This is a genomic window from Neobacillus sp. NPDC058068 (assembly GCF_042885335.1).
GTDB lineage: Bacteria > Bacillota > Bacilli > Bacillales > Cytobacillaceae > Neobacillus.
Genome location: NZ_JBHVSI010000003.1, coordinates 224273 through 249896 on the forward strand (window position 1 = coordinate 224273; position 25624 = coordinate 249896).

Annotated in this window: 17 protein-coding genes; 9 read left to right on the top strand and 8 right to left on the bottom strand. The window is 40.2% G+C overall.

Translation table 11 applies throughout. From position 1 onward, the window contains the following. A partial coding sequence (locus ACFVSW_RS05275) for a hypothetical protein (RefSeq protein WP_387313107.1) occupies positions 1-623 on the top strand: 623 nt, incomplete at its 5' end. A 16-nt stretch (positions 624-639) separates the two neighbouring features. Beyond that, positions 640-807, top strand: a complete 168-nt coding sequence (locus ACFVSW_RS05280) for a hypothetical protein (protein WP_387313108.1) — start codon at positions 640-642, stop codon at positions 805-807. 54 nt (positions 808-861) lie between these two features. Here the strand turns inward: ACFVSW_RS05280 and ACFVSW_RS05285 are convergent, their stop codons facing one another. Further along, positions 862-1365, bottom strand: a complete 504-nt coding sequence (locus ACFVSW_RS05285; protein ID WP_387313110.1) for a sigma-70 family RNA polymerase sigma factor — start codon at positions 1363-1365, stop codon at positions 862-864. Between the two features lie 298 nt (positions 1366-1663). Here ACFVSW_RS05285 and ACFVSW_RS05290 point away from each other — a divergent pair, with 298 nt between their 5' ends. Further along, positions 1664-2197 (top strand): VanZ family protein, encoded by a 534-nt coding sequence (locus ACFVSW_RS05290; protein ID WP_387313112.1) that lies wholly within the window; start codon positions 1664-1666, stop codon positions 2195-2197. Between the two features lie 123 nt (positions 2198-2320). Next, positions 2321-3130 (top strand): protein phosphatase 2C domain-containing protein, encoded by an 810-nt coding sequence (locus ACFVSW_RS05295; RefSeq protein ID WP_387313114.1) that lies wholly within the window; start codon positions 2321-2323, stop codon positions 3128-3130. Positions 3131-3282: 152 nt separating this feature from the next. Here the strand turns inward: ACFVSW_RS05295 and ACFVSW_RS05300 are convergent, their stop codons facing one another. Next, positions 3283-3756 carry a hypothetical protein gene (locus ACFVSW_RS05300; protein WP_387313116.1) on the bottom strand — a complete coding sequence of 158 codons (474 nt, stop codon included), beginning with the start codon at positions 3754-3756 and terminating at the stop codon, positions 3283-3285. Between the two features lie 268 nt (positions 3757-4024). Here ACFVSW_RS05300 and ACFVSW_RS05305 point away from each other — a divergent pair, with 268 nt between their 5' ends. Continuing rightward, positions 4025-4528, top strand: a complete 504-nt coding sequence (locus ACFVSW_RS05305) for a serine O-acetyltransferase (protein ID WP_387313119.1) — start codon at positions 4025-4027, stop codon at positions 4526-4528. 375 nt (positions 4529-4903) lie between these two features. Here the strand turns inward: ACFVSW_RS05305 and tatC are convergent, their stop codons facing one another. After that, positions 4904-5644 carry a twin-arginine translocase subunit TatC gene (gene tatC, locus ACFVSW_RS05310; protein WP_387313121.1) on the bottom strand — a complete coding sequence of 247 codons (741 nt, stop codon included), beginning with the start codon at positions 5642-5644 and terminating at the stop codon, positions 4904-4906. 156 nt (positions 5645-5800) lie between these two features. Continuing rightward, positions 5801-6808 carry an NAD-dependent epimerase gene (locus ACFVSW_RS05315; protein WP_387313124.1) on the bottom strand — a complete coding sequence of 336 codons (1008 nt, stop codon included), beginning with the start codon at positions 6806-6808 and terminating at the stop codon, positions 5801-5803. 582 nt (positions 6809-7390) lie between these two features. On the opposite strand from ACFVSW_RS05315, the gene ACFVSW_RS05320 reads away from it, so the two are divergent. The 3 genes from ACFVSW_RS05320 (at position 7391) to ACFVSW_RS05330 (ending at position 20002) form a co-directional block, all read left to right on the top strand. Further along, a complete protein-coding gene (locus ACFVSW_RS05320) occupies positions 7391-11593 on the top strand; it encodes a S8 family serine peptidase (protein ID WP_387313126.1) in 4203 nt (1400 codons plus the stop codon). A gap of 327 nt (positions 11594-11920) precedes the next feature. Then, positions 11921-15376: a 5'-nucleotidase C-terminal domain-containing protein gene (locus tag ACFVSW_RS05325; protein WP_387313128.1), complete on the top strand. Its 3456-nt coding sequence runs from the start codon at positions 11921-11923 to the stop codon at positions 15374-15376. A gap of 75 nt (positions 15377-15451) precedes the next feature. Then, on the top strand, positions 15452-20002 hold the full coding sequence (locus tag ACFVSW_RS05330; protein WP_387313130.1) for an endonuclease: 4551 nt from the start codon (positions 15452-15454) through the stop codon (positions 20000-20002). A gap of 166 nt (positions 20003-20168) precedes the next feature. Here the strand turns inward: ACFVSW_RS05330 and ACFVSW_RS05335 are convergent, their stop codons facing one another. Genes ACFVSW_RS05335 through ACFVSW_RS05350 form a run of 4 tightly spaced genes read right to left on the bottom strand, consistent with a single transcriptional unit; the run spans position 20169 to position 24858 of the window. Continuing rightward, positions 20169-21260 carry an acyltransferase gene (locus ACFVSW_RS05335; RefSeq protein ID WP_387313132.1) on the bottom strand — a complete coding sequence of 364 codons (1092 nt, stop codon included), beginning with the start codon at positions 21258-21260 and terminating at the stop codon, positions 20169-20171. Positions 21261-21286: 26 nt separating this feature from the next. Next, positions 21287-22498, bottom strand: a complete 1212-nt coding sequence (locus ACFVSW_RS05340; protein WP_387313134.1) for an O-antigen ligase family protein — start codon at positions 22496-22498, stop codon at positions 21287-21289. Continuing rightward, positions 22488-23582 (bottom strand): glycosyltransferase family 1 protein, encoded by a 1095-nt coding sequence (locus tag ACFVSW_RS05345; RefSeq protein WP_387313137.1) that lies wholly within the window; start codon positions 23580-23582, stop codon positions 22488-22490. Before ACFVSW_RS05345 ends, ACFVSW_RS05340 begins: the two co-directional genes overlap by 11 nt. 13 nt (positions 23583-23595) lie before the next feature. Next, positions 23596-24858 (bottom strand): oligosaccharide flippase family protein, encoded by a 1263-nt coding sequence (locus ACFVSW_RS05350; protein WP_387313140.1) that lies wholly within the window; start codon positions 24856-24858, stop codon positions 23596-23598. Between the two features lie 177 nt (positions 24859-25035). On the opposite strand from ACFVSW_RS05350, the gene ACFVSW_RS05355 reads away from it, so the two are divergent. After that, positions 25036-25614, top strand: coding sequence for a hypothetical protein (locus tag ACFVSW_RS05355; protein ID WP_387313143.1), 579 nt, complete (start codon positions 25036-25038; stop codon positions 25612-25614). Positions 25615-25624: the final 10 nt, after the last annotated feature.

Consider the following 25624-nt stretch of genomic DNA (forward strand, 5'->3'; position numbering starts at 1 on the left):
AGAAAAGAGAATATTTTACGATTGGTTATGAAGAAGGAAAGAAAGATATAATCAATGTTCCAAAGGATGTAAAAGACCTTTATATACAAGCCTATGAGGACGGTTTTAATAAGGCTGTTGCTGAAATTGATGAAATGAAGAAAAGAGAATATTTTACGATTGGTTATGAAGAAGGAAAGAAAGATATAATCAATGTTCCAAAGGATGTAAAAGACCTTTATATACAAGCCTATGAAGAAGGTTATAACAAAGCCCAAGAGGAATTGAAGGATACATATATAAAAAAAGGGTATGATGCGGCATTTATGATACTGAAGTATAAGGAACCTCATTTAGAGAATCAGAAGTTTATAGATTGGTATAAAGAAGGCTTTGATTCAAATAAAGAGGTGAAAAAAATTCAGGATGAGGCCTATGCATTAGGGCTCAGTGGAAAAGATTATCACTTACCAGAAAAGTATGCAAATGCTGAAGTTTTGTTTAACCATCATTATAAACTAGGGGCAAAACAGTACACTCAAAATAATAAGGATAATACAACAAAAGCAACTGGCGGTGTTGGAGTAGTAGCCTTAGGATGGTTAGCCAGACGGTTCTTTGTTGCTAAAAAAACTATTAGCTAATAAAGGGTGGAGGAATATGGAGTTATATCGAATCGTTTGTCATAAAGTGGAGGATGTATTTATAAAGATGTTGACTCGGAAACAAAATCAACAGGAGATTAAACAAAAGGTTGAAACTTTTAGGAACCAAAAGGCCATTGAAAAGGAACTGAAGAAAAAGGAAAGCAAAACAAGATTAGCCTAGATTGTTCGCATTACGCCAAATTTATGGGACGAGGAGCCTCCTCGTCCCATATCCTTATAAATGAATATCCCCAAGTGGGACAAGGAGCCTCTCCCCGATTTTCCTTTTGGCGCTGCTTCGCCATTGTTTTACAGCGGAGACAGATACGTGTTCTTTTTCGGCGATTTCTTTTATTGTTAAGGTATGCAGGCATGAGGCGAGTACCCATTTTGTTTCTTTTTCCGTTAGTTCTGTGCAATAGGAGAGGAGCAGCTCGGCCTCTAGGTGCCGGGGGGAATCTTGATCCTCAATGGTACCCCAATACTCTTCCTGTGGATGAAATGTTCTTTCTTTCTGCTTAGCGGCAGCGGCCAATTCTGATAACAGCCGGCCTTTAATATACGAATAGGCATAGTTGCTGAATTTCCCCTTTCCAGCATCAAAGCCCTCACTAGCTTCCCAAAGTGCTATTAAACCAGTTTGGTAGAACTCCTCTTGGTCATGAAAAATATTTAGTGAGAGAATGATCCGGTGAATCATTGGTTTATACTGCTCGGCTAATTGTTCAAAGCTTTCCACTTGCGAATCCTTTTGGGACAGCGCGCTTCCGGTTATTCCTAGGTAGCTCTACCATACTGCGAAAAGTAGGTTTCATCGAATTCGCTAAATTCACTTTTGAACCGGAAAAAGCGTGAAACATTCATGTTTTAGCACTTAAAAATTGCTTTTAAAAGTAATTTTGGCTATTTTGTTAGGTTATTATATGAATTTTGCAAAAAAAACATGACGTAATGCCTTGGCGCAATTATCCAATTGTCCTGTTCATCGGTATGATAGAATAAGTAGGTACAGTGCCAATTCAGGAAGGATTTTAACGATGTCTTACTATAGAAAAATTAAGTTTTGTTTACCATGGATTATCGTATTACTTTGGATGCTGCTAATCTTCAAGTTATCGGCGCAGCCGGCCACCCATTCCGATCAGCTTAGCAGGGGAGTTACAGCAGTAGTGGTGGAAACCGTTAAGCAGATTACCCCTGTAACCGATGTAACCGTTGATAGATTAGATCATATTGTAAGAAAAAATGCGCACTTCTTTATTTACCTAATACTGGCAATCTGGGTAGTAAATGCGCTGTTAAGAAGTAGAATAGCAGGATTAAAGGGCTTTTTTCTAGCAATGGCCATTTGTGTCCTGTACGCCATTTCTGATGAGTTCCATCAGGTATTTGTCCCAGGCAGAGGTCCTGGGGCGAAGGATGTGCTCATTGATAGCGCTGGAGCCCTTGTCGGGATTGGGATCTATAAATTAACTGCGCTAGCGATAAAAACCCGAAAGCGTGAAAAAACGAGCGCAGGTCGTAATCCCAGAAAAAAAGGCACGCGCCCGATGACAAAGAGCGGGTCTTAGTAACCTTGCGTGCCTGACACCATGCTGTTGTTATCACGGTCCGCTTCCTTACGATTTGCATATAAATAAAACAGCTGTATTTCAACATTTGCGATTTTCTTTTAAAAAGGAAGCTTGATAACGATGAGGGTTGAGTCATTTTTAAGGAAGGCCCCTTCAAAAAATGTTAGCGAAGATGCCATTTTATTAAATGAAAAAATAAATGTTTATGGGGTTTTTGATGGAGCGACACCGTTAACCCCATTCCAAGATGAGCAAGGGATGAATGGTGCCTACTTAGCATCCAATATTTTTAAAGATTATTTCACAACACACTACCCGGAAAACCTTCCCTTGGTTGAGGGGGTCGCGGCGGCTAATCGGTTGTTGAAGGCTCACATGGAGAAATACGGGATTAATCAGGAAAAGGTTGAACACCTCTGGTCAACATGTGCAGCCATCATCAAGTTTGAAAAGGATGGCATGATCTCTTTTGCGCAGCTTGGGGATTGTATGATTATTGCGGAATATCAAAATGGCTTGATAAAGGTCCTGACAAGGGATACCGTAAAAAATATCAATTATCGTGCGAGGGTTTGGCGTGAGGAGCTGCGTAAGCAGGGAGTTCATATTCCGGATGAGGAGTATTTTCAAGATCGTAAAAAACAGCTTTACTTTAATCGAACACTCGCAAATAAACCGTTTGGGTACAGTGTGGCGAATGGAACAGAAGAGGTTGGCGATAATATTCAGCATGGTCAAGTGCGGGGCAGCGAACTGAAAGCGATTTTGCTGCTATCTGATGGCTTGTTTCACCCTGATTTTTCATTGGATGAAACATTTAAAAAGATACGGAATGCAAATGTTTCTGCTTATGCGATTGAATTAGAAAGACATGAAATGAAGAATCGGCTTCGTTCAGATGATAAGGCTGGTATTATGATTACACTTTGAGGCTGAAGGAACCCGAAACCAATACACCGCTTAATGGAAAAAGCGGGGTATTGGGATTGCGTCAAATTGACATTTCGGCAAAAAAACCGGCTAAGCCTAGATTGGCTTGCCGGTTTTTTTCAATTCCACATTTATGGGAGATCGTCAGAATATTAATTCTTCGATTCATACTGGATTGGGTCTGGGATCCATCCACTTTCATCCAGTTCGGAGTTTGTTGGCATCGATTCCATTTCCTTGCCGAGACGTTTAATCTCATCTGCATCCCGTGCCATCGAACCATTTTGTGGTTTTTGGGCAGTGGGAGGAGCGACTTTTCTTTCAAAAATATTTCGCAAATAATCGGCAATTTCATAAAGCTTGCTTTCCGCAGCATCCATGACAGGCAGCGGAATTCTATTCTCACCATATAGAGAAGGTACTCCAAGTTTAGCATCATTCGGTCCGCTGGCATTTTGATCAATAGGAATTTCTAACCAATAGATTGATTCAGTGGAGGAATCTCGCAATGGGGCTCTATACTTTACTGATTCGTCAATGCCGGTCATCGTAAATCCCTGACTGGTCAAAATGGAGTGTACCTTAGCAAGTGGCTTCTTTTCAAAAACGAGAGATTTCGTTTGCATCGTGCTTTTCATCTCCTTGAATCGATTTTTGTAAGCGGCGACATGTCCGCTTATCGCTGTTTACCCTGAAAATCAGGGAGATAAACATTTTATTTTGAGAAACATGGGGATGTTGAGATTGGCTGGGGAATAGATTTTCCTTTTAACAAATTTCCATCTCAATGGGAAGAATAAATCCTGAAAAGTCTAATATTTTTCTATTCTCATTGATTTCAAATATATATATTGATATATTTTAGTTACAAAAAATAGCAGGGGTTGAAGAACTTTGCACCAAATTAAGAATATGTTAATTAGAAGGGGACCATTAGGATTTATCATGATGATCATTTTTCGTTTTGGTGACCTAATTTATTATAAAGTTAAGCTTCCCGTAGTGAGACAAATTTTATGGATTGTTTATAAAGTATTGGATTTAATTATTGTAAGAATACTAGGTAATGCTGAAATACCTGCCGGTACCAAAATAGGTTCCAACTTAGGGCTTCCTCATAGTGGCAAAGGTGTCATCATTTCACCTGATGCTGTTATTGGTAATAACGTTACAATCTATCATCAAGTCACGATTGGTGTTATAAATGGGTCACCTTTTTCGCCACAAATTGGAGATAATGTCTTTATTGGTACTGGCGCAAAAATATTAGGACCTGTAAAAATTGGCGAAAATGCGATGATTGGGGCTAACGCTGTTGTGATAAAGGATGTTCCGCCAAACTGTACGGCTGTCGGGGTACCCGCTAAAATCGTCAATAAAAAACAATCTATCAGTTAAGTCCGTAATCACCGTGATGTCCCGGTATATTATTTAAGTATATGACCCGAGCCAGGTAAACTTGATGCCTGGCTGTTTTGCTGACTTGAAATGCAGTCTGAAGGGGTTAAAGGGAAAAAGCTAAGTAACATATAAATTATAAGCTGTGTTAAAAGTGAATGTTGATTTCCGTTCCAGGCGCTTCGCGTTCCGCGGGGCGGGCGGTGAGCCTCCTCGGCGCTAAAGCGCCTGCGGGGTCTCACCTGTCCCGCTGCTCCCGCAGGAGTCTCGCGCCTTCCACTCCAATCAACATTGTGCTCAAAATCAACAATGTTCTTTAACACAGCCAAATTATAAAAAAGACCGGATTCATCACCTGAATCCGGTCTCTGCTATTTAACTCATTTCCGCCGAATCTAACAGATCCTGGCGCTGTTGCTTCTTTTTAAAGACAATTTTAGCTAAGAGAATACTAATTTCAAATAAGAGAATCAGCGGTACTGCTACTGATAGATGCGACATGATTTCTGGGGGTGAAATCATCGATGCAATAATGACGAGAATGAAATAAGCATACTTTCGCAGTTTAACCACTTTATAGGGATTTAGGATGCCCAGGGTGGTTAAGAACATTAAAACGAGCGGCATTTCAAAGGCGATGCCGAATGGCAGCGTCATGTCTATTAAGAATCCAACATATTTTTCCGCAGTAAATGAGGGGATCATTAGACCGTCGCCCATTTTCAGAAGAAAGGTCATGATGTTTGGAAAGATAAAAAAGTATCCGAACGAAAGCCCCGCGATGAAAAGAAAAAACATCGCCGGTATATAAGATAAGGCAGCCTTTCTTTCAAATGGTTTCAAGGCTGGCCTTACAAACAGCCAAGCTTGCCACGCTAATACGGGAATGGTTCCGGCTACGGCGATGATGGTGGCCAAGTGGAAAAAAATCCAGATGATATCACTGGGTCCTAACACCATGAGCTTATAGCCGAGATCACCCATAAAAAAGTTATAGATATTTTTCGCATAGATAAGTCCAAGAACAAGAAAGAGGATAAACGCAACAGCGGTAATCATCAATCTCTTTCGTAATTCATCCAAATGGTCCATTATTTGAAGCTCGTTATTTTTCATAGAGGTGCTCCTCAATTCTAGGATAGTATGTATTATATCATCCGAATGGCGCATCCTTCTACGAAAATTTGTCGAATAAAGAAACCATCGCAATTCACCAAATGCATTAGGACGAGGGGACAGGCTCCTCGTCCCATAGGGTCAAGGAGCCTGTCCCTATGTCCCATAATATTTTTTGTACCAGTCAACAAATTGTTTTAGACCCGCATCGATTGTGGTTGTGGGGGTGAAGCCGATGTCTGCGTGTAGGTCGGAGATGTCGGCGTAGGTTTGTTTTACGTCACCGGGCTGCATGGGCAGAAATTCGATTTTTGCTTGTTTCCTGATTATCTTCTCCAACGTATGAATGAAATCGATGATATTTACGGGATTATTGTTGCCGATATTATAAATTTTGTATGGGGCCATACTAGAGCTCGGGTCAGGGCTAAAGCTATCCCAGTTCCTGTTGGGCAGCGGCGGGCGATCAATTAACCGAATAATGGCCGCGACGATATCATCAATATAAGTAAAGTCCCGTCCCACGTTCCCATGATTAAAAACCTTAATGGGCTTGTCAGCGATAATATTTTTTGTAAAAGAATAATAAGCCATATCCGGTCGCCCCCAAGGGCCATAGACCGTAAAGAACCGAAGACCTGTCGTTGGAATCTGAAATAAATGGCTATACGTATGGGCCATTAATTCATTCGCCTTTTTCGTGGCGGCATACAGACTTACGGGGTGATCAACGGTGTCTTTTGTGGAAAAGGGAATGTTCGTATTTGCCCCGTAAACAGAACTCGATGAGGCATAAATCAGGTGCTCTACCTTAAAGTGCCGGCACGCCTCTAAAACATTGATAAAGCCAACTACGTTTGAGTGCACATAGGTATGCGGATGGTCGATACTATAACGCACCCCTGCTTGAGCAGCTAAATTTATCACGACCTCAATCGATTTCTCTTCAAAAAGCTGTGTTAATTTGTCCTTATCGGCTAAATCCATTTGATAAAAGTCAAAATGAGCGTGCCCTTCTAATATCTTAAGACGGTCTTTTTTTAAACGAACATCATAATAGTCATTGAGATTATCTACCCCGATAACATGATGATTTTGCGCTAACAAATGATGTGCTAAGTGGAAACCAATAAAACCTGCCGCCCCTGTGACTAAAATGTTCATGGTCCTCATTTCCTTCCTTTATCAGGTAGCGGAATTGCCTTTTTTGTCCATGCTGCATTGGTTTTGCGATCAATCGCCTTTACTTGTTTTAGAAAGGAATTTAAATGAATAGCAGTACCCAAATAACTCTTCTCCTTTCATATCCTTATCGAATATCGTATGCAGCATGGCAGCGATTAGTGTGGGACTTGGTGACTGGCACCTTGTCCCGATTTTTTGAATATATAACCCCCAATAGGGCAAGGTGCCTGTCCCTAAATAAATGTGCTTAGGTATTTACTACCAACATGATTTATAGTAATATATAATTATCTGAAAATTACATAATGGTAGAATAATTAGAATAGTGAATAATCCCCATGGTATTTCTGCATCTTTTCTCCATTAATATAAGAGGATTCCTAGAATTACATATTATTATTGGATCAGCACCAAGAGGAATAGCATTTTTTTATTCAGATAATTCAATATTGTTAGAAAGTAATTGTAATCCGTTACTTTCTAATTGTTTTATTAAAGGAGGTGAATTTTTTAAAGAAATTTCCACGAAAAAATTTGGATTTTGAAAGAGGGGTATGGAGGTTGAAGGTTAGAAATTATCGTAAATTATTTAGCAGTTTAGTAGCATTAGCGATGTTTTTTACATTGCTATTTCCTTCATACGGAGCTGCGGCTACAAACAAGCAATTAGCGAAAAAAGAAAATCAATTAAGCACTGCAACAGAAACACAAATGAAAAAGCTAATTGCACAGCAAAAAGCCTCTTTAGGCAAAGATGCGGTTTTACACCCGGATTTACAAAACTTAACAGGTGATCAAGAGGTCTCTGTTATTGTTGAATTATCAGAATATCCAGTTGCCTTGGCAACAGGGATTAATAAAGTTGCCGGAAAAACAACTTCAAAAGCTGAAGAAAAAACGATTCAGCAAAAAGTAGTTTCCCAGCAGCAAAAGTTTCAAACGAACCTAAGCTCCAAGGGGATTAAAGCAAAGGTTGGTTATACTTACAATTACACTTTCAACGGGATGGCGCTTACATTAAAGGCCAGCCAAGTGAAAGATTTAGTAAATATCGATGGCGTTAAATTAGTTGAACCAGACGTTGAAAGGCATGCATTAGGCACAAAAACTTCTGGCAGCGCGGTTAAGCCAATGATGAATACAAGCAGCCCATTCCTAGATGTACCATCTGTTTGGGGTCTAGGCTATACAGGCCAAGGGGTAAAAGTAGCCGTTCTTGATACTGGTATCGACTACAACCACCCAGAGTTTCGAAATGTTTACAAGGGCGGATACAACTTTATTGATCAATCCAATAAAGCCAACTACGCTCGCGACCGTGCAGCTGATGATCCATATGAAACGACTCCATTAGATCGCCCAGCAGGCAAGGCTGAATTTGATTCTCAAGGCAGTGCTTTCTACACAGAGCATGGTACTCACGTTGCAGGAACAATTGCTGCACAGGGTAACAACTCATTTGGTATTAAAGGTCTAGCACCGTCAGTTGAGCTGTATGCTTATCGTGTACTAGGTGCTTACGGAAGCGGAGCAAACTCCGGAATTATTGCTGCGATTGATAAAGCAGCTGTAGAAAAAATGGATATTATCAACCTATCGTTGGGTGGAAGCAGTAATAGCCAAACCTCTTCCGACGCAATCGCGATTAACAATGCCGCGCTTGCTGGTGTGACTGCTGTTATTGCAACGGGTAACTCAGGTCCAAACCGTGGAACCATTGGAAGCCCAGCAACTGCAGCATTTGCGATTTCGGTTGCAAACTCGACTGTTCCTGAAACAACCATGGCTGGACAAGCTTCTGTAACTGTAGAAGGTTCTTCACCTGCAGCTTATAACATGAACTTAATGGGCTGGAAATTTGGTACAAAGCCAGGCGAACTTCTATCCGGAACTTATGATGTTGTAGCGGTTCCAGGACTTGGAGAAGCAAAAGACTATAATGGTTTGGATGTACAAGGAAAAGTAGCACTGATTTCACGTGGTACAATTGCTTTTGTTGACAAAATTGCCAATGCTAAAAAAGCAGGAGCAGTAGCGACAATTATCCATAATAATACAGGAACAACGCCTGCAGGTGTATTCCTTGGCGATTCTTTTGCCTTTATCCCGACATTTGATATGTCAACTACGGATGGAAATGCATTAAGAACGGCTTTAGCAACGAAAAAAGGTACAGTAACTTTTGGTAACTTTACTGAAGCCAAAACAGCTGGCGACGAAATCAATAGCTCAAGCTCACGCGGTCCGGCTAATCCGAATTTCGATCTGAAGCCAGATGTTTCTGCTCCAGGAACGAATATTATGTCTTCGGTTCCTGCTTATGGAAAAGACTATCCAGACGCGAAGTATGATGAATCGTATGATCGTTTCACTGGAACAAGTATGGCGACACCGCATGTTGCTGGTATTGCTGCATTATTAAAATCACAGCATCCTAATTGGACGCCATTTGATCTTAAAGTAGCAATCTCCAATACTGCGAAACAACTTGATGTTAAGAAATATGATGTATTCTCACAAGGTCCTGGACGCGTTCAACCACTTCAGGCCGCTACAACAGAGGCACTTGCCTACGCACTTGACACGACTAGTTTTTCAGGAAAAACCTATAGTAATATCAAAGGTACGGTCACTTTCGGAAATGTTGCAACCAATGCGAACAATGCCTCTACCGTTACAAAAGATATTTTAGTAAAAAATCTCACAGGCAACGCTAGTGATTATACGGTTACTGTACAGACCACAAAGGCTGCAACTGGTGCTTTAGCTGCTGCAAACGTGACAGTGGATAAAGCCAATTTCACACTTGCGGCTAATGGTGAGAGCACATTAAAAGTAACGTTAAACGTTCCAAAAGGTGCAGGTACTACTGGAAATGAAATCCTTGGTTATGTAAAAATCACCAATGGTAAAACGAATTTGAATTTACCATTTGCAGGAAACTTTGCCCCGCCAACAGGATTAAAGAGCTTTACGATTGATAGTAAGGCTTTCTCTCCAAATGGCGATGGCAAGTTAGACAGCACAACGGTTCGTTATGAATTCTATGATCGTCAATACACTACTTATATTGAGCTTTGGGATGCATTCCATCAGGAAGCCGGCGAATACCAGGATGGATATCTTGGCTATTTATTGAGCTCCAGTTCGACAACAGTTGGAGCGAAAACGCTTGCATTTGATGGAAACTATACTTCTTGGACAAAGGGCGTTGGGAAGGTTAAAGCTGCAGACGGCGTATACACAGTCGATATCACGACGTTAAACCTAGCGCAAACAGCGATTGTTGCCTCAGGATGGACTGGACCAGTTTATATCAAAACAACTGCTCCAAAAATTGTAACTCAGAACAGCTTTACTACTGACAAAACAAGCTTTGAGCTATCTGGAAAAGTTGATGACTCTTATATCGATTGGGCTCCGGGCGTAGATGAGGTATTTGGTGAACAGTATGACATCAACACAAAATTAATGGCCAAGTACCAATTGACTAACAGCAATGGTGAAACACAAACAGGTACAACGCCAATTACGCTTGATCAAGACGGTAAATTTAAAGTATCCCTAGCTGGATTAACGGATGGGGATAATAAAGTGAAGATTACTGTTGATGATGAAGCACAAAATTCTGCTTCAAAAGAAATAACCGTTACGAAAACGGCTGCACCAAATCCAGATGCAGGTAAAGGTCAGCTATTATTAGGTGACAAACCGTTAGCTAATGTTACATTCAGCCTTTATACAGCTGGTGCAAATCAAGTATGGTACGATTTCACAACAGATGCAAACGGAAACTTCACTCATAATTTGCCAGATGGCGACTATAAACTTGATGGTGTATGGGTGGCTCCGACATGGTATCCATTAAACGGGGCTTACAAGATTAAGAATGGCCTAGTGAATGGAACAACCAAATTAGTCATTAGTGCAACTGATTACCAAGTTCCAACAGATCCTGGAAAAGTAAATGTTTCAGGAAAATTAACAAAGAATTCTGAGGGTTACGCAAACATTCCGTTCAGTATCCATACACTTGATGGAAAACAATGGTACGATACAAGAACGGATGCTAAAGGTCAATTTGCTCTCCTAGTACCTGATGGAAAATATCAACTAGATGGTATTTGGGATGGAGCAAAAGGCTTATGGCAAGTTTTAAATCAACAATTTGAAGTAAAAGATGGTAAGCTAGTCGGCGCTTCTGAGTTACTAGTTAATGTAAAGGTAATTGAATCAAACGTAACTGGTAAATTAACTCAAGGCGATGTTCCTTTAGCCAATACAATCTTTAGTATCCATACGACTACAGGCGAAGAAGTTTGGTATGATACGCAAACAGATGCAAACGGAAACTTTAGCTTTAGTCTGAACGATGGCACGTATAAGCTTGAAGGTATTTGGGTTGATGCGGACGGCACATGGTATGAATTACAAAAAGAATTTACCGTTTCAGGTCCACTTCTACTTGACCTTAAGGTTCCAGTTAAACCAGCGAAAAATGTGACAGGTGTATTAACGCAAGGGACGGAAGCCCTAGGCGATATCATTTTCAGTTTCCATACTACTTCTGGTGAAACGAAATGGTATGATGTGAAAACAGCTGCTGACGGAAGCTTTGGTCTTGTAATGCCAAACGGCGCTTATCAACTTGACGGGGTTTGGGTGGCATCCGAAGCGAAGTGGTATGTCCTAAACCTTAAGTTTAGTGTCGAAGATGGAAAATTAGTTGGAGCTGACAAACTGCTTATCAATCTTACGAAGTAATAACATGTAGGAAGAGCCGGCCACTTTTATAAAGGGCCGGCTTTTTTTCCATAATTCCTCTCAATTCATATCCTTTCATCGTAATGAACTTCATCACTTTTTCCAAAAGATTGACAACGGGAAGTTTAATAGAGTTGAAGGAAATGAACTAGTAGAAATTTTAGAATATTTATAGAAATATGTAGAATTATAGTGTGAAACATTATAAACTATAAATGGTTACATATACCTAGTGGAAAGAGAGGGAAGGTTTGGGGGAAGTGGGATTCCTCGCCTGAACAGGAAGTCTTTTTTTTCAACATTAGTAGATTTGGAGGGAATTAATCTGTGAACAAGATATTCAACAAATCAAAAAAGTGGGTCAGCTTAGTCTTGACAGCAGTCTTGCTCTTAGCGTTAGTAGTGCCCCTTAATGTAAGCGCGGCTACAACGCCGGTTTCATTGGCGAAGTGGGATTTTAGTAAAGGGGACCTAGTGGCAACCTCAGGAACAACTGCGAACGTGGACAAAGCATTGTCTGTAACGGGTGCGAAACTTGAGGCAGCATATGTGGCGGGACCTGGTGCATTTAAGGTTCCAAGCGCTACAACTTGGACAGCCAATCCTTCATTTTGGCAAGTATCAGTGTCAACAAAAGGCTATCAAAATATTACCTTATCATCAAAACAATATGGTTCTGGTACAGGACCAAAAGATTTCAAGGTTCAATATAGCAAAGACAACAATACATGGGTAGACGTTCCGGGTGCAGCAGTAACCGTGGGTAGCAACTGGACAAGCGGAGTCTTAACAAATGTGGCGTTACCTAAAGAGGTAAATGATCTGGATTTAGTTCATGTTAGATGGCTAAAAAATTCAACTACCTCGATAGGCGGTGGTACAGTTGCCGCTGGCGGAACAAGCCGCATGGGCGAAATCGAGTTTAAAGGCGAAGCAGCAGCTCAAGAACCACAGCCAGATCCAGGTGCCGTTCCAGGCAAAGGGAAGGTTGTTTTGGGTGGCGAGCCGTTAGCAAATCTCACATTCAGCCTTAGAGATACAACTAGCAATACATGGTATGACTTTACATCCGATAAAGATGGTGTGTTCACTTTCAATCTAGCAGATGGTGCATATGCGATTGAAGGTCTTTGGGTGGCACCAACATGGTATCCAATTAACAAAACCATTACGATTAAAAATGGTTTAGTAGATGGATTACATGAATTAGCAATCGATGGATTAAATCCAGCTGAAGGTACTTGGAATTTAACTGGATATGTCAAAAATGGTTCCAAAGCATTAAACAATATTACATTTAGTCTCCATAGCACTGATGGAAAATGGTATGATGCGACAACAGATAAAAACGGAAAATTCAATTTTAAGTTAGCAGATGGCAGCTACCAAGTAGATGGTATTTGGGACGGAGCAGCTAATAAATGGTATGAGCTTAATCAAGCATTCTCAATGGAAAACGGGAAACTTGTTGGAGCAAATGAATTAACGATCAATCTTGCTGGTGTCTTAAATGTAACAGGAACACTTAAAAAGGGAACAACAGCACTAAGCAACACCGTTTTCAGTCTGCATACAAAATCTGGCGAAGTCATTTGGTATGACACGAAAACAGATGCAAATGGAAACTTTGAATTAAAGCTAGCAAATGGTACGTACACCATTGATGGAATTTGGGACAGTGCCGCTGGAAAATGGTACGAACTCAAAAAGGATTTCACAGTTAATGGTTTACTCCAATTAAACATTGACGTGTTAAAAGATGGAACAGGTGTTATTTCACCAAACGTAACAGGTGTAGTAAAGAAAGGTAAAGACGTTTTACCTAGCGTAACGTTCAGCGTGCGCACTGCTGATGGAAAAACATGGTACGATATGACGACAGATGCAAATGGTATCTACAGCACCACAATCCCGAACGGAAGCTATGTTCTTGAGGGGATTTGGCTGGGTACGGAAAACCATTGGTATGTATTAAATAAAGAATTTACCGTAAACGGTGTAACTGAATTTAATATCGATGTTTTAGGTGGACAAGCTAACGAGAAATTTACCTTGAATGTCATGCATTCTAACGACACACATGCAAACGTTGATAATGCGACGAATAATATTAACGTGGCGAAAAAAATGACTGCGATTAAGTCTGTTCGTGCAGAAAAACCTAGCGCATTATTACTTGATGCAGGTGATGTGTTCTCAGGTACATTGTACTTCAATGAGTTTAAAGGCTTAGCAGATTTAGAGTTTATGAATTTAGCTGGCTATGATGCAATGACCTTTGGAAACCACGAGTTTGATGTCGGTACTGAAGTGTTATCTAATTTTGTCAAAGGAGCGTCATTCCCATTTGTCAGCGCTAACGTTGACTTCACGAACGATGCGAATTTAAAATCCCGTTACCATAACGGCTTAACAACAGATAACCCTAAGGGCGGCGAAATTTATAACGGCATTATCAAGGTTGTAAATGGAGAAAAAATCGGTATTTTTGGTTTGACAACAGAAGAAACTCCAACGATTTCTAGCCCAGGAGACGGTGTAGTCTTCAAAAATTACCTCACTGAGGCAAGAAAATCTGTTGCTGCCTTAGAAGCACAAGGCGTTAACAAAATCATTGCTTTAACACATATCGGTTACGACGACTCACTTGACTGGGATAATGACCTAGAATTAGCGAAACAAGTGGAAGGAATTGACGTCATCGTTGGCGGTCATACTCATACAAAGCTTGATGCTCCTGTATTTGTGACAACTAAAGCTGAGCCAACGGTTATCGTGCAAGCAAATGAATATAACAGGTTCCTTGGAACATTGGATGTAACATTTGATGCAAACGGTAAAGTAATCGTTCCTGAAACAACTGGAAAATTACTTGACATAAGCACGTATCAAGAAGATGCAGCTACATTGCAAATTCTTAACACAAAATACAAGCCAACAGTTCAGGAAAAGGAAAAAACTGTTGTTGGTACAGCTGCGGTTGCCTTAGAAGGTGGAAATCCATTAGCTCGTACAAGAGAAACAAACCTTGGTAATTTCATTACTGACGGTATGCTTGCAAAAGCTCAATCTATCAATCCTGACACGTTAATTGCCGTTCAAAATGGCGGAGGAATTCGTGTCACTCTTCCTGCTGGTAACATTACAGTAGCTGATGTATTCAAAGTACTTCCATTCGGAAACACTTTGGGCATCATGGATTTAAAAGGCAGTGAATTAAAAGCGGCTCTTGAATACAGCGTGAAGGATGCTCCTGCAACTGCCTTTGGCGGCTTCCTACAAGTGTCTGGTTTGAAAGTCACTTATGACAGCACAAAACCAGCTGGTCAAAAAATTCAAGCCATTCAAGTGAAGGGTAAGGATGGAAGCTATACGGCTTTAGACCTTAATAAGAACTACTTTGTGGCAACAAACGTCTTTACGGCTAAGGGCGGCGACGGCTTCACAATGTTCGAAAAAGCTTACAAAGAAGGCCGTGTGAGTGAGCCAGGATTTGTGGATTGGGAAATGTTCAATGACTTCATCAATGCACAGCCAAACAAAGTCGTAAATCCTCAAGTAGAGGGACGAATCATTAACGTAGTACCACAAACAATTCCAGCTGCATCATTCAGCGGTACAGCTTCGAATCCAAAAGTATACTTCGGAAACGTAATCGTTGATGTGACAGGTGTTAGCAAGCTTGAATATGCAACAGTTAAAGGTAACTTAACTTTAAAAGGTGGTACTAGTGTCAATCTTTCAACCGTAACGGTAGAAGGCGAAACTATTTTTGAAGATTAATTGAAAGCTCTGTAAAGCTCCTGGTAATTTGCCGGGGGCTTTACCCAACAAATATCGCTTACATTGGAGGATACAATGAGATATAAGACGAAGAAAAGGATATTGAATATCGGATTAATTTTTGCCTTACTAGTTAGCCTTTTCGTTCCTTTTCAAAATGTTTCAAAAGCTGCCGATTATATTACCGTTGCAGAAGCTATTGCGAAGAATGCTGCTGGCGGTAAAGCCACTGTTCAAGGATATATTGTCGCCTTTGCCACAGGAAGCAATGCAATAACGCAAGATCCAAGTAAATTCTCAAGTGATTTCAACTACTCCATCGCAGATTCACCATCAGAAACAGATAAAGCAAAAATGCTTAATGTTCAGATCCCAACTAACTATAGAGCAACTCATGGCTTACAGTCCAATCCAACGAATATTGGGAAAAAGGTCCTAATTTCGGGCGATTTATTGGCATATAATAGTATGCCTGGATTAAAAAATGCTACATCCATGGAGTTTGTTAATGTAACTGATCCAACGAAAGTTAGTGCAGTTACAGCTACTCCAGAAGCTGGTGCAGTACCAGCTGGAACAACAGTCACGTTAGCAACAGCAACAGCTGATGCAAAAATTTATTACACAACGAACGGCACGGAACCAACGGCAGCAAGCACTGCATATACAGCTCCGATTGTCATCAATGGAGCCGTAACCATCAAAGCTGTTGCCATTAAAGCGGGCTTAACTAACAGTGATGTCGCAACATTCGCTTATACGATTTTACAAGCAAATACGATTGCTGAAGTCAGAGCGATGGCTCTTCAATCGAACGTTCAAACAAGTGGTGTCGTTACCGCTGTGTTAGGAAGAGCGATTTACTTCCAAGATGCGACAGCTGGAATTGTTGCCTACACACCAACAGATAGTACAACGATTCAACCGGGAAATAAAATCACCGTATCAGGTAAATTGACAGAGTATTCAACATTGCTTGAAATTGAAGCCAGTCATGAAAATATTGTTGTTACTGGTACAGAAGCCGTTCCGGCCGCTGAACTAGTAAAAGCTGCTGACTTGCAAGAAAGCAAAGAAGCAACTCTATTAAAATTGAAAAATGTAACAGTCGGCGCATTCGCTGGAGGTAACTATACAGCAACAGATGCTGATGGGACAAGCTTCCAAGTTCGCCCGACCGATGCAGCCATGCTTACTACTGGCACAACCTATGAAGAAATTACCGGAGTTCTTAGTCAATTCGGCGGGGTATACCAATTACTTCCGCGAAATGCAGGCGACATTATTAAAGACTCTAGTATTGTCCAATCGGTTGTTGCTACTCCTGGTGCCGGCTTGGTAAAAGCAGGAACAGAAGTTACCTTAGCAACAGGTACCACCGGTGCAGCGATTCATTACACTGTAGATGGCAGTGTACCAACAGCAGCAAGCCCGGTATACTCACAGCCAATCGTGATTAATAAAGCGACAACAATTAAAGCAGTTGCCGTGAAAGCAGGCATGACTAATAGTCCTGTTGCTAGCTTTGATTATGTGATCCAAGACGGCGCGATTCACATTTATGATATTCAAGGTAAATCACACACATCACCGTTTAACGGCAAGACGGTTACAGATGTAGAGGGCGTTGTTACGTATATTGATGGAACAAGCCGCTTCTTCATCCAAGACCTAGTCGGTGATGGAGATCCGAACACTTCTGATGCGATTCTTGTCTTTAAATCGGCTCACGGTGTATCCATCGGTGATCGCGTGAAGGTATCTGGTAAAGTAACAGAATACTATGGTGAAGGCTACGCTGAGAAAACGACAACAGACTTAACGATTACAGAAATTGAAGCAACAACAATTACGAAAAATGGCACGGCACCACTTCCGGCACCAATCAGACTGGGCGTTGACCGAATCTGCCCGCCGGAAATCATTGATAATGACCAATTTAGTGTATTTGATCCTGAGGAAGATGCAATTGATTTCTGGGAAAGCCTTGAAGGCATGTATGTCCAAGTCGATGATCCAAAAGTCATTGCATTGCAAAAAGACGGCCTAGTTTGGGTGGTACCAAAAGACTATCCAACAAATGTCGAACCAGGCGGTTTACGGATTACTGCAACCAATTCGAACCCGAATCGAATTGGTGTCGATGTAAGAAATGGCGCCACAGCTAACAAATCCTACCGCGCTAAAATGGGAGACTATTATACAGGTGCGATTAAGGGTATTGTTAACTACGGATACAGTAACTTTAAAGTGATGACGCAAGAACCTACGTTGCCAAAATTAACTGAAACTCCAATCGTTCGCGCGGCAACCAAAATTACGCCAGCAGCAGATAAATTAACGATTGGAACGTATAACGTTGAGAACTTCTCAACCGTTACACCGGATGATAAAGTAACAAAAATTGGCGATGCAATTGTCAACAAGATGAAAAACCCTGATATTATCGGATTAAACGAAATCCAAGATAACAACGGGGAAACAGACAACGGAACAGTAGATGGAACACAAAGTGCCCAAAAGATTATTGATAAGATCAAAACACTTGGCGGACCAACCTACGCTTACACAGAAATTGCTCCGGTTAACAATCAAGATGGCGGCGCACCTGGCGGAAACATCCGTGTTGCCTTCCTTTATAATAAGGACCGTGTATCGTTAACTGCTGGAGCACAAAAAGGTACATCAACACAAGCAGTTGGCTTTGAAAATGGCAAGCTTACCTTAAACCCTGGCCGAATTGATCCAACAAATTCTGCGTTTAATTCAAGCCGTAAGCCGCTTGCAGCTCAATTTGATTTCCAAGGCCAGAGCATAATCGTCGTAGCAAACCATTTCAACTCTAAAGGCGGCGACCAACCGTTATTCGGGAAAACGCAGCCGCCAGTTTTAAGCAGTGAAATTCAACGTCATAAAATTGCAGCGATTGTGAATAACTTCGTAAAAAATGTGAAAGCAAAAGATGCAAACGCAAACGTTGTCTTACTTGGAGACTTCAATGATTTTGAATTCACGAAAACATTAGAAATTGCTAAAGGGAACGAATTATCCAACATGATTGACAAAGTTCCTGCTAATGAGCGCTACAATTACTCTTATCAAGGTAACGCGCAAGTACTAGACCAAGTCCTAGTTACCAACAATATGGTACCGAATACAACAGTCGACATTTTACACATTAACTCTGGTTTCATGGATGTGCATGGTCGTGCAAGTGACCATGATCCGATACTCATTCAAACACAATTAAAAGCAGCGGGCGGCGAAATTTTACCACCAGTTACACCGCCGTCAGGAACTAAGGTTTACAACTTAAACGGCTTTACTACGAAGAAGTTAACGGTAAACAATGTAGGTGCTGATATTACGGTAAGTGCTGATTCTGTGATTTCAGAAGGCATTGTGTTAACAGGTTCATATGCGAAATTAAGTGGTGCCGGCTTAAAGAACACGGCCATCACGCTTAGCCCAACCGCACCAGGAGCCGTGATTGACCTTGGCGGCAATGAGGTGAAAGAAGTCGTTATTTCAAACGCCAATATCAGTCAAATCAGAGGCGTTGAAAAAGTTCAGAAGTGGACAGTGAAAGACGGCGTCGACACTTCTAGCATCAAATTTACAAAGGTTAGCGGTGAAGTGATTCCGGCTCCGGTATCTCCACCAAAAGGGAATCAAGCCCCTGTTGTAGCTAAAGCATTACCAAATGTTTCGGTGCAAGTTGGTGCACCCGTTTCAATTAATTTAAATGACCATTTTTCGGACCCAGATGGTGACGTATTAACGTACACGGCTACTGCCGGCACCATTCTGGGATCAACGTTAACGGTTCCAACTGCTTTGGAAGGAACGGTCAATGTGACGGTTACAGCAAATGACGGCACGAAAACGGTTAGTGCCACGTTTACGGTAACGGTGACGGCTGCAACCGGGGGTAATGTGGAAGCATATTACCAGCCGGCAGCCGGTAAAACAGGTGCTGATCTGAAGCTTGCGTTACACAATATTATTAAAGTACAAAAGAAATTAACGTATGCTGCGGTAACAGAAGCATTAAAGAAAACAGACGAAGATCCAAACAATCCGAACAATGTCATCCTGCTTTACACCGGCCGTTCACAAGCAAAAACGACGTTTGGTTCAGGTGTAAATGACTGGAATCGTGAACATGTTTGGGCAAAATCTCATGGTAACTTTGGAACAAGTGTCGGCCCGGGAACAGATATTCACCATTTACGCCCGGCTGATGCATCCGTCAACAGCACCCGCGGTCATTTAGATTTTGATAACGGCGGCAAACCTCAAGGTGAGTGTGAAGGCTGTTTCTATGATAGCGATTCCTTTGAGCCACCTAATCGTGTGAAAGGTGACATTGCGAGAATGCTCATGTACATGGATGTTCGCTATGAGGGCGATGGCGGCGAGATTAATCTTGAACTAGCTGACAAGGTGAATACCTATCCAACTCCATTCCACGGCAAGAAATCTGTTCTGCTGCAATGGAGCAAAATGGATCCACCAGATGCCTTTGAAAAGCACAGAAATGATGTCATTGAATCCATTCAAGGCAATCGCAATCCATTCATCGATCACCCAGAATGGGCAGACTCGATCTGGCCTGCAAGCTAATAAAATATAGCAAAAAAGCATCTGCTGTTATTCGAAGCAGATGCTTTTTTGCTCTTAACAAAGACCATGGGGTTAGTCTTTCCTTTCAGAAAGAGAATCCGTATGATTTTTATCGTCTTTAAAGCAAAAGGCAAAAAACACACGACTCGCGTACCAGTCGTGTGTTTTATTGTAACAGTTGCTCTTTTTTTGCCTTCTTAAATCTTAAGAATTTCTTCATCTTCAATTTTATTACTTGTAAAATCTGATAGATGTAATAAGACAAAATAAAAATGATTGGAGTAAATAATAGATTCCAGATTAAGGTGTGTGTGATTGATTTTAATTGAAGAATATTTACGGCAATATAACTTAAACTGATCAATAATGGATGAATCACATAAATACCAACCGAATTTGCTCCTACTTTATTAATGAAAGAATGCCGTTTCTTTGGATTAGTAAGGACAAATAACATTAAAGTTATAGTTGTTAGAATGGTAAAGAAGTAATAGTTTCCCCAAACTCCCGTTAAATTGGATACTAACAATTCACCCTCCAGGATTTGTAAAAGACAAAAAACTAGCAACAAAATAAGAAGTAGATTTGATTTTCCTTTTAATCTCATCTTATTGAAATTAATGGATAAATAGTACCCGAATGTCACATAAAATAATCCGAAAAATAAGGCATCCCTGGTATCAAAAGATATTTTTAAAAAGGTAGAATAGGATTGCCCAAATAATCCGGTTAAATGCAAAATAAAACTACCCAATAATAGGATGTTAATCCTTCCAATTTTAATAAAGAAAGATAAGATGATAATTGACCAAATTAATGCAGCTAAATACCATAAGTGATAGGATGTACCATTGTTGTTTCCATAGTATAAGTTTGTGATCTGGAACACGGAATCTAGGTAACTGCCAATTTCCAATCTAATATTTAATCCTTGTAAAAAGGACTTTAAAGCAATCATTATTACATCGTAAAGAAAAAAGAACAGTGACCAAACAACAAGTAATTTTGTGGTTTTTAATAAATATTTCCTTATATAGTCTGGTTTTTGGTTAGTATTTTTAAGTTTCTGTCCTAATAAATATCCCGAGATAACAAAAAAGTAGGGAACGCCAAAACGAGCAAAAACGTTAATAACAAAATTTATTTTTTCGCCATCAATTCCTGCAAAATGATATGTTGAGAATGGGAAAGTATGAATACAAACAACAAAGAATATCGCAAAAAACTTTATATAATCGATTGTATCATTCCGTTCCAAAGTCATTTTCCTTTCCAATGTTAAGATTAAGGACTTTTTGTTTCTATGGCCACTGTTTTAGTTTCTATATTTACCTCCCTGTTAAAAAGCAATAAACCAACAATATGATAAAAAGCAACTGAAATTCCGGTCCCGATTAGTCCAAACATGGCTTCCGTCATACTAAATAACGTAAAAGTAACGATGATGACAAATGGAAAAACGGCCAGTTTGTCTCTTTTACTTCGAATGGTATGAAGGAATGCTAAAATAATTAAAAACAGAAGAAAAGCGGTTAATAAAATGGCGGGAATAATACCATACACACCAAGTATATAAACAATGCTATTATGAGCGCCTTCAAAAAATTTTTGAAAGTAGTCTTCCCCATTTCCAAATAAAGAAGAATCCTGGGCAACGACCTTCCAGATACCCGTTCGACCGCTAAAGAGATTTCCTTCATTATAGGTCGAAGAAAATTTTTCTATCATTCCATGTAAAAACATTTCTTTGATAGGGGAAAACCAACTAATTAATCCTACTATTATGATAATAAGAAATGGCTTAAAATTCCTTCGTGAAACGATAAAATGAACAGTTAGGATCAAGGTGATGATCCCAACAACGATAAACGATGTTCGGCTAGATGAAAGAATTACGCTAACAAGTGAAAGAAAAATGGATGTAATAAGCAGAATCTTTGCTAGCTTTCTCTTTTTAGCCATCTTTATTAGTATAAAAAAACCATTAATAACAGCAATTGCCGCTATTTGTCCAAACCCATTTGGATTTGCTGCTAGCCCTGTATAGGGTAGAAAATCAACTGGTACTGTTAAATAAGAAATTAGAATATAAAGAAAATTAGCGGCAAATAACGATTGATAAACAATTGGACCGCTTAGTTTTGTCATAAAAGGCATGACCGTAAAGTAGATAAATGGGACAATTAATAAAAAGAACAATCCTTGAAAAGGAAATGTATGATGAATAATTTCTGATAGTGCAACAAATAGACTAAATAAAATCCAGATAATAAAAATATAAATCGATAAAAAGGACGAAAATCGTAAAATGGTCAGTCTACTTTTTCTAAAATAAATTAAGATTAGTAGGGAAAAGCCAAGTAAAATAAGAATATATCTAGCATAAATTAACGCCGGGGCAAGAGGTCGATAGGGATTGCCCATAAGCACTATTGAAGCAGCAAAGTAAATCATTGTAAAAAGAATAAAATTTATTTTTTTCATGTTAATAGCCACTGTAAAGCCTCTCAAGGTATTTTGCGTTTTCGACAACGTCGTAGCCGAACCTTTTAAGCTTCCTCTTCCGTTCATCCCAGCTCGGTCTTTCCTTTTGGGTGATTAAGTCCGCTAATTCTTCTGCCCATGCCTCTGCGCCATTTATTAAACTTTTAAAGGTTACGAGATTCATTGTTAAATCGACTTCCTTCGGAACAGTATCTGATACTAAGCAGGGGACGCCTGCTGCTTGCGCCTCGATGATGACATTGCCGAGACCCTCATAAATGGAAGGGAATAGGAAAATATCAAATGTGCTTAATATCTCTGGGATATCGGACCGAATTCCCAGCAGGTTTACAGAATCTTGTAATTGATACTCGCATATCAAGTCTTCTATCGTATTCTTTTCCGGTCCGTCGCCAACGAGTACTGCAGACGCTTGCGGATATTTTTGTTTGAAATGATAAAATGTTTCTATGAAAAATGAGTGATTTTTGACCGTGTCAAAGCGGCCAACATGCCCGATGACAATCGAATCGGCTTGTTTGGACTCATTTTCTGCAGAAACTTGTTCATAGGTCTGCAGATTGAAACTATTTGGTAATACGTTCGTAACTACATTTTTTCCAAATAGGGATTCCCCCGCAGTCACAGAACAGCTAAGCCGATGTGTGGCGTTTTTTCGCAGATTCCATTTCATAAATGATCGATAGAGCCGCCGTAAAATAGTTGCATTTTGCCCATCTGAGGTTGTATGACTGTGTGCAACCCGAATCGGAATCGATGCTTTCTTTGCTGCTTTCAAAATAAAGCCGCTAAAGAAATGCGGGTGACTATGAACGGCAGCAAATTGATTCAGGCTGAAGAGCTGAAATAATTGCTTTTGGTAGGATGACAGATAGTTCAATCTTGGATTTGGGAGTCTGAAAATCCTGCCCCCTAAGGCGATTATTTCTTGTTCGTAATAGCCAATTTCGTCGGTATGTACTAAAAAGTCAAATTGGATCTTTTCGCGGTCTATCGCCCTGTATAAATTGAGGATCATTGTTTCGGCGCCGCCCACATTCATGGCAGTAAACACATGAAGTACTCGATATGTCATTGATATCACTCCGTTAGTTAGAGGTATATGTTGTTGTAAGATTGTGATGTTTCTTCGCTTTTGACAAATACCACAGCACTGTAACCGCAAGTGTAAGAAGCTGTATTGCCGCCGTCATAATCGTTACGACAGCCGCTCCAGTTAATCCATATCGAGGAATTAATAGAACACTTAAAACGATGGTTGAAAGGACCCAAATAATTGAAAGAAGCGGCTGGATCGAAAATTTCCTCATGGCCGTTAGCGCAATTCCAACAAAAGAACCTGAATACAGTAAAGTTCCAGCCACCATCAGAAGGACAAACACCTTATTATACTGTGCATAATCGTGTGTGTAGAAAATACTAAGGACTTGTTTGCCGATTAAAAGGGCTGCTAAAATTCCAAATAAACCATATATAAATCCAAAACAGATAAATTTTGTTAGCAATCTAGAAAAAGGTGTGTACTCTTCATTGTTAAAGTAATTTGCCAGTCTGGGGCTGATGGTTTGTCCAATGGCGTTAATCACTAGATTACCAGCTGTCACGATATAAAAGAGGGCGGAAAAGTAGCCGACAGCTTCCGTACCTGCTGCATGTTCAATTACGTATCGTGGAATATTTCCGTATAGAGACATCATCATCATCACTAACCCAAGCGGGAAGCTCGTAAGAAATAGCTTTTTGACTGCCTGGACATTTACGGATGAGGCGTGAAAGGCATCCAGTTTCTTCACCTTTGGTATTTCTAGAATAATCAGTAATCCTAACCAGGATAGACTAAAGCCGGCTACAGCGACCAAAAGGCTATGCGTAAACGTGATTAGAACCGCAACGATGAATACAGATGTACACCCCCGGATAATAAGGGATTTTGCGATCATGTCCATTCTTTCCTGTTTTTGAAACAAGCCATAATGAAGCTCGATAACAGATTCAATCAGTTTGGTAATACCTACCAGAAAAATAACGACAGCTGCTTGTCCTTGATATCCGCCTAGAATGATAACGATTCCAAGTACGAGTATCGCAAGCAAACTATTTATCCCTTTAAGGGTAAGATAACTGCGAAACGAAAATTCTTCCTTTGTATCTGTGGCTAGTACAGACCGCAATTGCAGGTCGAATATTAAAATAATCGGTGCGGTTATTGCTAATCCCAGCGTAAATCCCCCGACCATTTTGGGAGAACCTAATTTTGCGAGAACCATAATGATTCCCCATTGGGATAAGGCATAAATAAGGTTTCCTAGTAACATATAGGAAACATTCCTCTTAAGAGATAATGGGACCAATGAACTAACCCCCGTATGTTGGACTCTACTATATTATATTATATGGTAAAAAGAGGTGCCTGTCACCGCTCGATTTTTCCGAAAGGAATTGATAGTTATTTTCATTGATGTAAGCGGGGCCAACGGGGTATAATTAAGTAAGGTGAATATTTTGAATAATTTAGTAGGGGGAAAAGTATGAAGCTGTATGGGAAAATCATCCTAGTTTTGATGTTATCGGTATCGTTAATAGGATTAAGCGGCTGTTTTGGAAAAGAGAAAGAATCGAATGCTGCTGATAAAAAGGTTGCAGCAACTAAAACGGGCGATAAAGCAACTGAAAAAAACCAAAGCACCAATCAAGAGAATCAAGCAGCAAAAAACACGGATCAAGGAACTAAATCATCACAAAATACAGATACAAGCAAACCAGCATCTAATAACGATGGTAATGCCAACAAGACAACACCGTCGGATAATAAGAATGATAAAACCACACAAAACACGGATAGCGGGAAGAAGCCTGCACAAAATACGAATCCGGCAAAAACAAATCCTTCTAAAAACCAAACGGTTGGAGATAAAGAGATTACGGATTTTGTCCTCGCAAATACTAGAATCGTGCAAATTTCTAATATCAGCAGACGTACTAATGAGAAGTACCCGAATTTAGGTCCGTTTTATGTCGTCAGGGGGATGGATTTAAGGGGAGAAGCAAGCGAAGTTTGGATAAAAGATATGAAGATTTTCGAGATGGTTACACAAGCGAATAAATAATAAAAAAAGG

What these genes read in the sequence shown, in the direction of transcription:
- ACFVSW_RS05280 (WP_387313108.1), top strand. Translation starts at nt 640, where the DNA reads ATGGAGTTATATCGAATCGTTTGTCATAAAGTGGAGGATGTATTTATA.
- ACFVSW_RS05290 (WP_387313112.1), top strand. Translation starts at nt 1,664, where the DNA reads ATGTCTTACTATAGAAAAATTAAGTTTTGTTTACCATGGATTATCGTA.
- ACFVSW_RS05295 (WP_387313114.1), top strand. Translation starts at nt 2,321, where the DNA reads ATGAGGGTTGAGTCATTTTTAAGGAAGGCCCCTTCAAAAAATGTTAGC.
- ACFVSW_RS05300 (WP_387313116.1), bottom strand. Translation starts at nt 3,756, where the DNA reads ATGCAAACGAAATCTCTCGTTTTTGAAAAGAAGCCACTTGCTAAGGTA.
- tatC (WP_387313121.1), bottom strand. Translation starts at nt 5,644, where the DNA reads ATGAAAAATAACGAGCTTCAAATAATGGACCATTTGGATGAATTACGA.
- ACFVSW_RS05315 (WP_387313124.1), bottom strand. Translation starts at nt 6,808, where the DNA reads ATGAACATTTTAGTCACAGGGGCGGCAGGTTTTATTGGTTTCCACTTA.
- ACFVSW_RS05330 (WP_387313130.1), top strand. Translation starts at nt 15,452, where the DNA reads ATGAGATATAAGACGAAGAAAAGGATATTGAATATCGGATTAATTTTT.
- ACFVSW_RS05345 (WP_387313137.1), bottom strand. Translation starts at nt 23,582, where the DNA reads ATGACATATCGAGTACTTCATGTGTTTACTGCCATGAATGTGGGCGGC.
- ACFVSW_RS05355 (WP_387313143.1), top strand. Translation starts at nt 25,036, where the DNA reads ATGAAGCTGTATGGGAAAATCATCCTAGTTTTGATGTTATCGGTATCG.